This window comes from Propionicimonas sp. T2.31MG-18 (genome assembly GCF_964266745.1).
Lineage (GTDB): Bacteria > Actinomycetota > Actinomycetes > Propionibacteriales > Propionibacteriaceae > Propionicimonas.
Genome location: NZ_CAXWGX010000027.1, coordinates 132,656 through 144,961, shown reverse-complemented (window position 1 = coordinate 144,961; position 12,306 = coordinate 132,656). Strand labels below are relative to the sequence as shown.

Genomic DNA, 12,306 nt, shown 5'->3' with positions numbered 1-12,306 from the left:
CGGCAGGGGCAGGCCCGGTGGTCGACAGTGGTCGCGCGGCGGCCCGTGGCGGACGGTCAGTCGGGCTCGGTCTCCCCCAGCTCGGAATCCTCGATGTGGGTCGGGTCGAGCACCCGCTTGAGGAAGACCTGCGTCCGCTTCTCCTGCGGTGCGCTGATCAGGTCGATCGAGGGTCCCTCCTCGACGATCACGCCGCCGTCCATGAAGATCGTGCGGTCCGACACGTCGCGGGCGAAGGACATCTCGTGGGTGACCACCATCATGGTCATGCCCGCCTCGGCGAGGTCGCGCATGACGGCGAGCACGTCGCCGACCAGCTCGGGGTCGAGCGCGGCGGTCGGCTCGTCGAAGAGCATCACCTTCGGGTCCATCGACAGCGCCCGGGCGATCGCCACCCGCTGCTGCTGGCCGCCGGACAGCTTGGCCGGGTTGTAGTCCATCCGGTCCGACAGCCCGACCAGCTCGAGGTTCCTCGTCGCGATCTCCAGCGCCTCCGCCTTCGAGCGCTTCAGCACCTGGCGCTGGGCGATCATGCAGTTGCCGAGGGCGGTCATGTTGGGGAACAGGTTGAACGACTGGAACACCATGCCCACGTGCGTGCGGACCTGGTTCAGCTCGACGTCCGGGTCCGTCATCTCCGCGCCGAGGAGCCGGACGGAACCCGCCGTCGGCTTCTCGAGCAGGTTCACGCAGCGCAGCAGCGTCGACTTGCCGGAGCCGGACGGCCCGATCACGCAGACCACCTCGCCCTGTTCGACGGTGAGGTCGATGCCCTTGAGCACCTCGTTGTCGCCGAAGCTCTTGTGCAGGCCGGTGATCACGACCGGGGGCGCGCTGGACTCCAGGTCCGGGGTCAGGATGCTCATCGCTTGGGGTCCAATCGCTTCTCCAGCCTGCCCACCAGCCACGTCAGCGGCAGGGTCACCAGGAGGTACAGCAGGGCGGCCATCATCAGGGGCGTCGCGTTCGCGGTCTGGCTCAGCGAGTCGCGCGCGAACGTCGTGAGCTCCTTGGACTGCACGGTCGCGCCCGCGATGAACAGCAGCGAGCTGTCCTTGAGCAGCATGACGAACTCGTTGGTCATGGGCGGGATCACGATCCGCAGGCCCTGGGGCAGGATGATCCAGAACATCGTCTGGCCCGAGGTCATGCCGAGCGACCGCGCCGCCTCGCGCTGGCCGGGTGACACCGCCTCGATGCCCGAGCGGATGATCTCGGCGGTGTACGCCCCGGTGACGACGGTGAGGCCGAGGATGCCGGCTCCCACCGCCCCGCCGGGCACCTGGACGTTGAACGCGATCGGCACGACGAACGCGAAGGCGAAGATCGTGAGCAGGGCCGGGATGCCCCGGAAGAGCTCGATGAACCCGATCGCGAACCAGCCCAGCGGGCCGCCGGCCACCTTGAGCACCGCGAGCAGGATGCCCAGCAGCGAACCGAGGATGAAGCTCGCGATGGTGTAGAGCAGTGTGTTGCGCAGGGCGATGGTGACGATGCCGGGCCACATCTTCGCCGCGACCTCTGGGTTCGCGAACTGCTTGGCGATCGTCGGCCAGTCGGCCACGACGATCACGAGGACGACGAAAATGATGCCGACGAGGTACGAGGACAGGCGACCGACGCGCTGCCTCGCCGTCGGCTTCAGTGATGAGAGCAGAGCCACCATCTCTCCCTAGTCTGGGACGGGGGCCGGACCCGCGGGTTCGACCGGAACCGGCGGGGCCGGGCCGGAGCCCGACCCCCACCGGCAGGGGTCAGCCGAAGTACTTCTTGTAGATGGTGTCGTAGCTGCCGTCGGCGCGCATGGCCTTCAGCTGGTCGTTCACGGCCTTCAGCAGTTCTGGCTTCTTGTCCTTCGCGAAGGCGAAGCCGTACTGCTCGTCGGTGGAGTAGGTCTCCACGATCTTGTAGGCGGCGTCGGCGACCTCGTGGGTGTGGTTGACCGGCTGGTCCTGGAGGATCGCGTCGATCTGGCCGGCCTGGATCGCGGGCCAGAGCTCGCCGTCGGACGGGAACTCGATCAGCTGCGCGTCCTTCGGGGCGTTCTCCTCGGCGTAGGTCTTGCCGGTGGTGCCCTTCTGCACGCCGATCTTCTTGCCCGACAGCCCGGCCAGGTTGGTGATCCCGGAGTCGGTCTTCACGAGCAGCGACTGCAGCGAGTCGTAGTAGGGATCGGAGAAGTCGATGTTCTTCTTCCGCTCCTCGGTGATGGTCATGGCCGAGGCGCCGATGTCGCACTGGTTGGCCACGAGGACGGTGCCCGACTGCAGGGCGTCGAACTCGACGTCCATCACCTTGAGGGTGAGGCCGAGCTTCTTGGCGAGGGCGTCCATGACGTCCACGTCGAAGCCGCTGTAGCCGGTCGCGGTGCTGGTGTCCTCGATCTCGAACGGCGGGTACGGGACGTCCGCACAGACGGTCAGGGTGCCGGCCTCGACGAGCTTCAGGTCGACGGCGGGCGCCGAGGAGGCGTTGCTGGCGGGGGCCGACGCGGTCGGGGCTGCGCCGGCGCAGCCCGTGAGTGCGAGGGCGAGGGCGGCCACAGATGCCGCCAGGGTCAGTGTCTTCTTGACGAGCATGACGCGGGACTTCTTTCTCGAATGCGGGCTTCCCCCTGGGGGTGCGGAGCAGTTGAACGCTAGCCACCCCATGTGAAGGTGGCGTTACAGTACCCGCCCCGCGAGCGGGCCGGGCAGGGGTATCACGTCACACTTTGTTCACGATGCGGGCGGCCCGTCTCAGACGACAGAGCGCAGCGACGCCGCCAGGGTGCCGTGGTCGTTCACCACGACGTCGGCCAGCTGCAGCCAGTCCGCCATCCTCCCCAGCTCGGCGGCCAGGCGGGCGGCCGTCTCGGCCTCGGGCGCGTCCTCCTCCAGCCACGACGACTGGACGAGCAGCGCGGACGCCCTCCGGTCGGCCTTCAGGTCGACCCGGGCGGCGATGCGGTCGCCGGAGAGGAAGAGGTACACGTAGTAGCCGTGCACCCGCTCGGCCCTGGGGGTGTAGAGCCCGATCCGGTAGTGCGTCCCGAACACCTGCAGCAACCGTGCCCGGTCGAAGACGAGGGTGTCGAACGGGGCCACCAGGGCGTCGCCCTCGATCCGGCGCGGACGGGCCGCGTCGGCCCAGAGGTAGGCCGGGTCCTTCCAGCCCTTCACGACCACCGGCTCGACCTCTCCGGAGGCCACGAGCCCGTCGAGAGCGGTGGCGGTGCGCGCACGGTCGGTGTAGAAGTACTCCGCCAGCCAGGCCGGCGTGAACACGCCGAGGGCCGCCGCGGCCCGCCGGGCGAGGATGAGCCGTGCCTCTTCCTCTGTCGGGGTCGGCGCGGCGATGATCCTCGCCGGCAGCACGCGTGACGGCAGGTCGTAGCGCCGCTCGAACTGGGTGTTGCGGCCGGCGCTGGTGAGCTCGCCGATGTAGAACAGCCACTCCAGGGCCGACTTCACGTCCGACCAGTTCCACCACCCGCCGGGGATGCGCTCCTGCTCGTGCTCCACCTCGCGCGCGGTGAGCGGCCCCCGCTCCGCCACCTGGGCCATCACCTTGTCGAGGAGGCCGGGCTGTTCCCGCAGGATGCGGTCCATCGCCTGCCAGGGACGCTGCGCGTGCTCGGCCATACGGAAGCGCAACGCGGGCTGGAGGTCCACATCGATCAGCGAGGCCGCATGCCCCCAGAACTCGAAGACCCGGCGCGGCGCGGCATTTCCTGCGCGGTCGAGCAGCCCCCGGTCGTACGCGCCCAGGCGGGCGAACAGCGGCACGTAGTGGGCCCGCACGCACACGTTCACGGAGTCGATCTGGAACTGCGCGGTCCGGTCGAGCACGCGTTGCAGCTGCCGCGTGGTGGGTGCCGCCGAGGCTCGTCGGCCGAAGCCCTGTGCGGCCAGGGCCACGCGGCGGGCCTGCGCCTGGGTGAGGTGTGCGGTCATGTCCCGGGCAGCGTAGCGGCACCCACCGACAGCCGTCCCCGCCCCCCTTCCCCCGGCGCCCGCCATTTGAGAAAGCTTTGCCTTTCTTATTTTAGTAAGGTTAGCCTTACCTCATGACGAACCCGGCTCCCGCAGGCCTCAGTGGCAGGGACCTCACCCTCGGGTACGGCGGCGACCCGGTGCTCGCCGGGGTGGGCGTCCGCCTGCCCGCCGGGCGCGTGACCGTGCTCATCGGGCCGAACGGCAGCGGCAAGTCCACCCTGCTGCGCGGGCTCTCGAGACTCCTCCCTCTCCGTACCGGCGAGGTCGAGGTGGGGGACGCGCCGCTGCGCGCCCTCTCCCCCCGCCAGCTCGCCCGGCGGCTGGCCGTCCTCACCCAGGGCCGGCCGGCGATGTCCGGCCTGACCGTGCGCGAGGTGGCGGAGCTCGGCCGGCACCCGCACCGTGGACGCTGGCGCCGCGCGGACCCCGGCGGGGCTGCCGCCGTGGACCGTGCGCTGGAGCTCACCGGCCTGACCCACCTCGCCGCGCAGGACGTGGGCGCGCTGTCCGGCGGGCAGGTCCAGCGGGCGTGGCTCGCCTCCTGCCTGGCCCAGGACACCGCCGTCCTGCTGCTCGACGAGCCGACCACCTACCTAGACCTGCGCCACCAGGTCGAGCTGCTCGACCTCCTCCGCGACCTCGCTGAGGTGCACGGCGTCACCGTCGGCGTGGTCCTGCACGACCTGAACCAGGCGGCGGCCATCGCCGACCGGGTGGTCCTCCTCCGCGAGGGCCGGGTGGTCGCGGAGGGGACGCCCGCCGACGTGTTCGACGCCGCCCTGCTCAGCGAGGTGTACGAGATCGGCGTCGACGTGATCGTCGACCCGACGACCGCCGTGCCCACCGTCCTCCCCCGTCCCCGGCACCGCCGGGAACGTCCCACCACCGACAAGGAAGCCAACGAATGCGCCGCCGCCTCCTGACCACCGTCCTCACCATCCCGCTCCTTGCCATCGCCGGCTGCGGCAGCACCGACGCCCCCCGGGCCGTGGACACCGCTGTCGCGGGTCCGACGGCATCATCGTCGGGGCCGATCACGGTCACCGACGGGCGTGGCGCGCGGGTCACCCTCGACGCCCCGGCCACCCGCGTGGTGTCGCTGGAGTGGAACACCACCGAGGACGTCATCACCCTCGGCGTGCAGCCGGTCGGCGTGGCCGACGTGAAGGGCTACGGTTCCTGGGTCACCGCGTCCCCGATCACCGGGACCCCGGTGGACGTCGGCACGCGCACCGAGCCGAGCCTGGAGTCGGTGGCCGAGGCCGAGCCGGACCTCATCATCGGGATCGTGGGCTCGGTGCCGGAGTCCGCGATGGCACAGATGGAGAAGATCGCGCCGGTCGTCCTGCTCACCGGCGCCGACGCCGGCCGCCCGCTCGAGCTGATGAGGGAGAACTTCACCACGACCGCCACGCTGCTGGGCAGGGAGGCCGAGGCGGCGGCCGTGCTGGCCGACCTGGACGCGGCGATCGCCGCCGGCACCGCCGCGATCAGCGAGGCGGGGCGTGCCGGCACGCCCTTCTCCCTGTCCTACATCTACGCCGAGGGCAACTCCTTCTCGCTCCGCATGCACGGGCCCGGATCGTCAGCGATCGCGCTCGCCTCCCGGCTCGGCCTCCAGCCCGCATGGAGCGAGGCGGGGGACGAGGCGTGGGGTCTGTCGACCCTCGACCTGGAGGGACTCACCCGGCTGCCGGCCGACACCGAGTTCGGCTACTGGGGCAACTCCGACACCGAGGACCCCCTCGCCGACCTGGCCGGCAACAAGCTGTGGCGCTCGCTGCCGTTCGTCGAGGCCGACCGGGTGCACCGCATGGGCGTCGGCATCTGGATCTACGGCGGCCCGGCCTCTGCGAAGCAGTGGATCACCGACGTGGTGACCGCCGTCACCTCGTGACGGCCACCGTCGCGCCGGGACGGGTCACTGCCACCGGCGGGCATGGACGGGGCGTCCCCGCTGCCGTCGCCCTGGTGGCCGCGCTGTCGCTCGTGCTGGCCGGGCTGGCCGCCGTCCACCTCACCCAGGGGACGGCGGCCGTCGACGCCGGCGACCTGCTGGGACTCCTCCTGGGCCGGGGCACCGATGCGGACGCGCTCGTCGTCATCGACTCCCGGTGGCCCCGGCTCGCCGCGGCGCTCGCGGTCGGCGCGGCGCTCGGGGCGGCCGGCTCGATCCTCCAGGGGATGGCGCGCAACCCGCTCGCCTCCCCAGACACGCTCGCCGTCGAGGCCGGCGCCCACCTGGCCCTGGTGCTCGTCGCGCTCCTGCCGACGGCACTGCCGCTCCCCGGCGGGGTGGCCGTCGCCTTCCTCGGTGGTGTCCTCGCCGCAGCCCTCCTGCTCGGCCTCACCCGCGGCGCGGGATCACCGCTGCGCCTCGTGCTCGCCGGCACGGTGCTGGCGCTCGCGCTGTCGAGCCTGACCTCATCGCTGATGATCCTCAACACCCAGGAGACCCGCGGGCTGTTCGCCTGGGGCGCGGGCTCGCTGAACCAGCGAGGGCTGGACGGGGTGCTCGAAGTGCTGCCGGTGATCGTCGCCGGCCTGACCGTCGCCCTGCTGCTCTCGCGCAACCTCGACCTGCTCGCCCTCGGCGAGGACGTGGCCCGCGGGCTCGGCGTCCGGGTCGGGGCGAACCGGCTGGCGCTGGCGGGCTCGGCCGTCCTGCTGACCGCGGCTGCGGTGACGATCGCCGGCCCCATCGGCTTCGTCGGCCTGTGCGCCCCGGCCCTCGTCGCGCTCGCCGCCCGACGCGTCCCGCCGCTGGCCCGACACGCCTGGCGGATCCCGGTCAGCGCGCTCGTCGGCATCCTGGTCGTGCTCTCTGCCGACGTCGGCCTGCGGCTGGCGTTCGGACCACTCGAGGGCGTCGAGGTGCCCACGGGCGTGGTCACCACCGTCTTCGGCGGGGTCTTCCTCGCGGTCGCCGCCCACCGCCTCGGGCTCGGCGGCCCCGCCCCGCAAGAGGTTCTCCGGCTCGGGGCCGGCTGGACGCGGCGCCACCCCGCGGCGTTGCTGGCCGCCGCCGGCGTGGCGGTCGTGGCCGGCGTGGCCGGGGCGCTGCTGCTCGGCGACTCGCCGCTCCTGCTGGGCGACGTCGCGCACTGGCTGTCCGACACCGCCTCGAAGCGGATCACCCTCATCCTGGACGCGCGCGCCCCCCGCGTGGCCAGTGCGTTGCTCGCCGGGGCCGCTCTGGCAGTGGCGGGCGCACTGGTGCAGGCGGTCACGCGCAACCCGCTCGCGGACCCCGGCATCCTCGGCGTGTCCGCCGGCGCCGGACTGGGCGCCGTGCTCGCTCTCGTCGCCCTGCCCGGGGCCGCCTGGCCGGTCGTGACGGGCGGGGCCGCGGCCGGCGCCTTCGCCGCGGCGGCCGCCCTGTTCGCGCTCAGCCTGCGCGGCGGCCTCCACGAGACGCGCGTGGTCCTGGTGGGTATCGGGCTGGCCGCGGCCGCCAGCGCGGTCACCTCCGCGATCCTCGTCCGCACCGACCCGTGGAACCAGGCGAAGGCGATCACCTGGCTGGGCGGGTCCACCTACGGCGCCGGCGCCGCCCAGCTGGTGCCGCTCGCCGTGGTGCTCGTGGCGTCGCTGCTGGTCCTGCGCGGGACGGCCGCCGACCTCGACGTGCTCCAGGTGGACGACGCGACGCCCCGGCTGCTCGGCCTCGACCCGGCGCGCTCGCGCATGATCGCGCTCGGCCTGGCCGTGCTCCTCACCGGCGCCGCCACGGCGAGCATCGGCGTCCTGGCCTTCGTCGGGCTGGTCGCACCGCACGCCGCGCGGCTGCTGGTCGGCCGCCGCCACCGCTGGCTGCTCCCCCTGAGCGCTCTGCTGGGTGGCCTGCTGGTGGTGGCCGCCGACACCGTCGGACGCACGGTGATCGCGCCGTCCCAGCTGCCGGCAGGGCTGGTGACCTCGCTGGTCGGCGCGCCGTACTTCCTCGCCCTGCTCGCCCGGGTGCGGACGCGATGAGCTACCGCCCCTTCTCCGTGACTGTCGTGGCGGCCACCACGGTGTCGGCGAGTTTCCGGCGCCTGAGGCTGGCCGGCGCCGGGCTCTCCGAGCTCGATTGGGCGGGGGTCGACCAGCGGGTGAAGCTGGTGCTCGCCGGGGCGGAACTCCTGGAGTCCCTCGCCGCGGACGACGGCGAGGGCTGGTACGCGACGTGGTGCGCGTTGCCCGAGGGCCTCCGTCCACCGATGCGCACCTACACGATCGCCGCGCACCGCCCCGATCAGTGCGAGGTCGATATCGACGTCGCCGTGCACGGCGAGGCGGGACCGCTGAGCCGCTTCGCGCTGCGCGCCCGTCCCGGCGACCGGCTGCTGCTCGTCGCCCCGGGCCGGGGCGACGCGGCCGCCGGTGGCGTCGCCTGGCGGCCGGGCGGGGCCCGGCACGTCCTGTGCGTGGGCGACGAGACCGCCCTGCCGGCGATCCGCAACATCCTGGCGACGCTCGACGCCGGCCAGGCCTGCCGGGTCGTCCTGGAGGTACCCCACGACGACGACCGGCTCCCCCTGCACTCTCCCGCGCTCGTCCGCGTCGACTGGGCGGTGCGGTCGCCGGGAGCGCCGGTGGGTACCGCGGCGGACCGCGTCCTGTTCGGCGGGCCGGGCAGTCCGGCCTCACCCGGCGAGCCGGACCCCGACCTGTGGCAGGAGGCCTCCGGGGACGACCACGACCGCTACGCCTGGGTGGCCGGCGAGGTCGGCTGGGTGAACCGCCTGCGCAAGCGGCTCGCCGCCGCCGGCTACGACGGACGCAACGCCGCCTTCATGGGCTACTGGCGCGCCGGCCACCCGTCCCGCGGCTGAGCCGCCGCGCCCCCCTTCTCACCCCCGAAGACGCCCACGCCCCCGATCGCAACTCCCGCCACCGGAATTCCGGCAGCACGAGTTGCGATCGGGGGCGAGAGGCGGGCGCGGGCGGGTGGCGTCAGGCGGAGGCCTCCTCCACGCCCTCGACACTGAGGTGGATCACGCCGTAGTCGTACGCCCTGCGGCGGTAGACAGCGCTCGGCGCGCCGGTCTCGGCGTCCACGTAGAGGAAGAAGTCGTGGCCGACGAGCTCCATCTCGTCCAGGGCCTGGGCAAGGGTGAGCGGGACGGCCGGGAAGTACTTCTCGCGCACCACAAGGGGGCCGTCGCCCTGGATCTCCAGCCCGGCGATCTTGCGGATCTCGGGACGGACGTCCTCCGCAGCCGGGGCCGCCCCGGCCACCAGCTCGCCGTCGGCCAGGCTGACGTTCTCACGCAGCCCGCGGTGGGTCTTGCGACGGTCGGACGCGCGCCGCAGCTGCGACTTGAGCCGGTCCAGCGCGTGGTCGAAGGCGACGGTCTTGTCGTCCGCGGAGGCCTCCGCGCGCACCACCGGACCCCGGCTGCGCAGCGTGATCTCGACGCGGGTGGACTGGTCGGGCTGGCGCTTGTACCCGTAGGCAGACACCTGCACCTCAACGCGGATCACCCGGTCCTTGAGCTTCTCGATCGAGGCGATCTTCTCCTCGACCCGCGCCCGGAACTCATCGGGGATCTGGCAGTGCCGGCCAGTCACCAAGACGTCCATGTCTACCTCCTTGGTCAGTGCGCGAAACCGCGAGCGGCTAGCGCAGATGGCGAAGGCACCCGCCCGGCTCCCAGCCCGGGGGGACTGGGTACTGGCCTTGGTGCCATACCCCCAACGTAGTCCCGGCCGACAACCTTTGCCAGCAGTTCGGGCATGTGTTGCGGCTGTGCGAAGACTGAGCGCGCAACCCACCTGTAACACGGCCTAACCGGCCCGTAACACCGGGTGCACGAGTGCGTAACAGCCCTTCGCCACCCTTTTGCTCATGATGTTGGAAATCAGCGCAGGCGACACCGCCTGGGTCCTCACCAGCGCCGCACTCGTGCTGCTGATGACCCCCGGTCTCGCCTTCTTCTACGGCGGCATGGTCAGGGCGAAGGGTGTCCTGAACATGATGATGATGAGCTTCATCAGTATGGGCACCATCGGTGTGCTCTGGGTGCTGTTCGGTTACAGCATGGCGTTCGGCAACTCCTTCGGCTTCGAGGTCGGCCCGACCAAGCCAGACGGTGTCACCTTCTTCGGGCTTCTCGGCAACCCCCTCGACTTCGCGGGCCTCAAGGGCCTGATGAGCGGGGACGCGGCGGTCTTCACGATCCCCGCGCTGGCGTTCGTCGCCTTCCAGGCCTGCTTCGCGATCATCGCGGTCGCCCTGGTCTCCGGCGCGATCGCCGACCGCGCCTCCTTCGGCGGGTGGACGCTGTTCACCATCCTGTGGGGCGTGCTGGTCTACTTCCCGGTCGCCGGCTGGGTGTTCTCCTTCGACGGCGCGACCGGCACCGACTTCCACGGTGGCTGGATCGCCAACTGGCTGGGAGCACTCGACTTCGCCGGTGGTACGGCGATCCACATCAACGCCGGCATCTCGGCACTGGCCCTCGCGCTGGTGCTCGGTCCGCGGATCGGTTTCGGCACCAAGCCGATGCGTCCGCACAACATGACCCTCACGATGCTCGGCGCCGGCCTCCTGTGGTTCGGCTGGTTCGGCTTCAACGCGGGCTCCGCGCTGGGCGCCGGCACGCTGGCCTCCGTGGCCTGGGTGAACACCCTCGCCGCCACCGCCGCCGCCATGATCGGCTGGCTCCTGGTGGAGAAGCTGCGTGACGGCCACCCGACCTCGCTGGGCGCCGCGTCCGGTGTCGTCGCCGGCCTGGTCGCGATCACCCCGGCCGCCGGCTCGGTCAACCCGGTCGGTGCGATCATCATCGGCGTCCTCGCCGGTGCGGTCTGCGCCTTCGCCGTCGGCCTGAAGTACAAGTTCGGCTACGACGACTCGCTCGACGTGGTCGGCGTCCACTTCGTCGGTGGCATGCTCGGCACCCTGATGATCGGCTTCCTCGCCGATCCCGAGGCCCCGGGCGCGTTCGGTGCGGCCGGCCTGTTCTACGGCGGCGGCTTCGACCAGCTCTGGCGGCAGGCCGTGGGCGCCATCGCGGTCACGATCTACGCCTTCGTGGTGAGCTACGCCATCGCCCTGCTGATCAAGAAGACCATCGGTTGGCGGGTCAGCCCGGCGGACGAGCTCAGCGGCATCGACCTCGCCGAGCACTCCGAGGCCGGCTATGACCTGAGCCCGGTGTACTACACCAACAAGGTCCAGCGCACGCTCGTCCTCACCAAGGACGACCTGGCCGAGACCGAGAAGATGGGAGCTTCCAAGTGAAACTGGTCACCGCGATCATCCAGCCCGAACAGCTGGAGACGGTTCAGAAGGCGCTGGTGCGCCACGGTGTCGGCGGCATGACCATCAGCGAGGTGTCCGGCTACGGACGCCAGCGGGGTCACGTCGAGGTCTACCGGGGTGAGGAGTACACCATCGACTTCATCACCAAGGTGCGCCTGGAGGTTCTGGTCGAGGACGAGGACGCCGAGGCACTCACCGGGGTCATCGTCCAGTCGGCCCGCACCGGCCAGGTCGGGGACGGGAAGGTGTGGATCGTGCCGGTCGACACCGTCGTCCGCGTCCGCACCGGCGAGAGCGGCGCGACAGCGATCTGACCCACAACCCGTCGTAGAAGCACCCCAGGGGGCGTCCGGTTCACCGGGCGCCCCCTCTCAACGGCGTGGCGGCCACCACCGCCGCCGCGCCGGGAACCCAGCCGGCCACCGAGCCGGCACGTACCGCTTCCGCCAGCGTGGCCCCGGTGGTGACGATGTCGTCGACGACGACCGGCACCCCGTCGGGTGGACGGGCCACGCCGCGCAGGGCACCGGCGAGGTTGGCCAGCCGCTCCCCCCGTCCCAACTCGGACTGGTCGCGCGGTGCGCGCACCAGTCGGAGCCCACGCCACCGGGACGCGGCCGCGCCCGTCGCCCGCAACCGGGTGGCCGCAACCCCGGCCAGTGCCCAGGGCAGGTCGAGACCGCGCGCGGCGACCGCGGCCCGCGAGGACGGGACAGGGACCAGCACGACCGATCCGCCGTGCCCCGTGGCCAGCACCCACGCCGCCACCGCGGCAGCCACCCGCCCCCCGAGGAGCCCGACGACGCCGAGGGCTTCGCGCTCCTTCGCCGCGAGCACCAGCTGCCGTAGTTCACCGTCGTACCAGCCTCCGGCCAGGACCGGTGGCAGGCCCGAGGGCAGCCCCGGCACCGGGAACGGCCGGACGGCGACCACTCCTGCCACGCACTGCCCGCAGGCCGCCGGCGCCGGCCGGCCGCATCCCGGGCAGCGCGCGCCGAGCACGAGGTCGGCCAGGCCCGTCACGAGGTCGCGTGGTCGCACGACGGCATCCTCCGGGCGCACGGTGCGGACGGCGTC

General features: G+C 72.1%; 12 protein-coding genes. 6 read left to right on the top strand and 6 right to left on the bottom strand.

Annotated elements, in window-relative coordinates; translation table 11 throughout:
* Window positions 1–56 precede the first annotated feature (56 nt).
* The 4 genes from ACFQQJ_RS13705 to ACFQQJ_RS13690 all read right to left on the bottom strand — a co-directional run bounded on the left by ACFQQJ_RS13705 (window position 57) and on the right by ACFQQJ_RS13690 (window position 3,935).
* On the bottom strand, window positions 57–866 hold the full coding sequence (locus tag ACFQQJ_RS13705) for an amino acid ABC transporter ATP-binding protein (RefSeq protein ID WP_377107253.1): 810 nt from the start codon (window positions 864–866) through the stop codon (window positions 57–59).
* Entirely contained in the window at window positions 863–1,666 is an 804-nt protein-coding gene (locus ACFQQJ_RS13700) for an amino acid ABC transporter permease (protein WP_377107251.1), read from the bottom strand. Before ACFQQJ_RS13700 ends, ACFQQJ_RS13705 begins: the two co-directional genes overlap by 4 nt.
* 88 nt (window positions 1,667–1,754) lie before the next feature.
* On the bottom strand, window positions 1,755–2,579 hold the full coding sequence (locus ACFQQJ_RS13695; RefSeq protein WP_377107249.1) for a transporter substrate-binding domain-containing protein: 825 nt from the start codon (window positions 2,577–2,579) through the stop codon (window positions 1,755–1,757).
* A 159-nt stretch (window positions 2,580–2,738) separates the two neighbouring features.
* Entirely contained in the window at window positions 2,739–3,935 is a 1,197-nt protein-coding gene (locus tag ACFQQJ_RS13690; protein ID WP_377107248.1) for a winged helix-turn-helix domain-containing protein, read from the bottom strand.
* Window positions 3,936–4,048: 113 nt separating this feature from the next.
* Here ACFQQJ_RS13690 and ACFQQJ_RS13685 point away from each other — a divergent pair, with 113 nt between their 5' ends.
* The 4 genes from ACFQQJ_RS13685 to ACFQQJ_RS13670 are packed head-to-tail and all read left to right on the top strand — an operon-like array spanning window position 4,049 to window position 8,794.
* Window positions 4,049–4,900, top strand: a complete 852-nt coding sequence (locus ACFQQJ_RS13685; protein ID WP_377107245.1) for an ABC transporter ATP-binding protein — start codon at window positions 4,049–4,051, stop codon at window positions 4,898–4,900.
* The gene (locus ACFQQJ_RS13680; protein WP_377107244.1) at window positions 4,882–5,874 is read left to right on the top strand and encodes an ABC transporter substrate-binding protein; all 993 of its coding nucleotides are present in this window, start codon (window positions 4,882–4,884) and stop codon (window positions 5,872–5,874) included. The genes ACFQQJ_RS13685 and ACFQQJ_RS13680 overlap by 19 nt, the downstream gene beginning before the upstream one ends.
* Window positions 5,871–7,952 carry an iron ABC transporter permease gene (locus ACFQQJ_RS13675; protein ID WP_377107242.1) on the top strand — a complete coding sequence of 694 codons (2,082 nt, stop codon included), beginning with the start codon at window positions 5,871–5,873 and terminating at the stop codon, window positions 7,950–7,952. The genes ACFQQJ_RS13680 and ACFQQJ_RS13675 overlap by 4 nt, the downstream gene beginning before the upstream one ends.
* Complete coding sequence (locus tag ACFQQJ_RS13670; RefSeq protein ID WP_377107241.1) at window positions 7,949–8,794, top strand: siderophore-interacting protein; 846 nt, start codon at window positions 7,949–7,951, stop codon at window positions 8,792–8,794. The genes ACFQQJ_RS13675 and ACFQQJ_RS13670 overlap by 4 nt, the downstream gene beginning before the upstream one ends.
* 121 nt (window positions 8,795–8,915) lie before the next feature.
* Here ACFQQJ_RS13670 and hpf read toward each other — a convergent pair whose 3' ends face one another.
* A complete protein-coding gene (gene hpf, locus ACFQQJ_RS13665) occupies window positions 8,916–9,545 on the bottom strand; it encodes a ribosome hibernation-promoting factor, HPF/YfiA family (protein ID WP_377107239.1) in 630 nt (209 codons plus the stop codon).
* A 268-nt stretch (window positions 9,546–9,813) separates the two neighbouring features.
* Here hpf and ACFQQJ_RS13660 point away from each other — a divergent pair, with 268 nt between their 5' ends.
* Window positions 9,814–11,208 carry an ammonium transporter gene (locus tag ACFQQJ_RS13660; RefSeq protein ID WP_377107514.1) on the top strand — a complete coding sequence of 465 codons (1,395 nt, stop codon included), beginning with the start codon at window positions 9,814–9,816 and terminating at the stop codon, window positions 11,206–11,208.
* On the top strand, window positions 11,205–11,543 hold the full coding sequence (locus ACFQQJ_RS13655; RefSeq protein ID WP_377107237.1) for a P-II family nitrogen regulator: 339 nt from the start codon (window positions 11,205–11,207) through the stop codon (window positions 11,541–11,543). Before ACFQQJ_RS13660 ends, ACFQQJ_RS13655 begins: the two co-directional genes overlap by 4 nt.
* Window positions 11,544–11,583: 40 nt before the next feature.
* On the opposite strand, the gene ACFQQJ_RS13650 is transcribed toward ACFQQJ_RS13655, so the two are convergent.
* Window positions 11,584–12,270, bottom strand: a complete 687-nt coding sequence (locus ACFQQJ_RS13650; protein ID WP_377107235.1) for a ComF family protein — start codon at window positions 12,268–12,270, stop codon at window positions 11,584–11,586.
* Window positions 12,271–12,306 lie beyond the last annotated feature (36 nt).

Excerpts from the sequence above, each read along its gene's own strand:
- ACFQQJ_RS13705 (WP_377107253.1), bottom strand. The coding sequence starts at position 866 with ATGAGCATCCTGACCCCGGACCTGGAGTCCAGCGCGCCCCCGGTCGTG.
- ACFQQJ_RS13700 (WP_377107251.1), bottom strand. The coding sequence starts at position 1,666 with ATGGTGGCTCTGCTCTCATCACTGAAGCCGACGGCGAGGCAGCGCGTC.
- ACFQQJ_RS13695 (WP_377107249.1), bottom strand. The coding sequence starts at position 2,579 with ATGCTCGTCAAGAAGACACTGACCCTGGCGGCATCTGTGGCCGCCCTC.
- ACFQQJ_RS13690 (WP_377107248.1), bottom strand. The coding sequence starts at position 3,935 with ATGACCGCACACCTCACCCAGGCGCAGGCCCGCCGCGTGGCCCTGGCC.
- ACFQQJ_RS13685 (WP_377107245.1), top strand. The coding sequence starts at position 4,049 with ATGACGAACCCGGCTCCCGCAGGCCTCAGTGGCAGGGACCTCACCCTC.
- ACFQQJ_RS13680 (WP_377107244.1), top strand. The coding sequence starts at position 4,882 with ATGCGCCGCCGCCTCCTGACCACCGTCCTCACCATCCCGCTCCTTGCC.
- ACFQQJ_RS13670 (WP_377107241.1), top strand. The coding sequence starts at position 7,949 with ATGAGCTACCGCCCCTTCTCCGTGACTGTCGTGGCGGCCACCACGGTG.
- hpf (WP_377107239.1), bottom strand. The coding sequence starts at position 9,545 with ATGGACGTCTTGGTGACTGGCCGGCACTGCCAGATCCCCGATGAGTTC.
- ACFQQJ_RS13660 (WP_377107514.1), top strand. The coding sequence starts at position 9,814 with ATGTTGGAAATCAGCGCAGGCGACACCGCCTGGGTCCTCACCAGCGCC.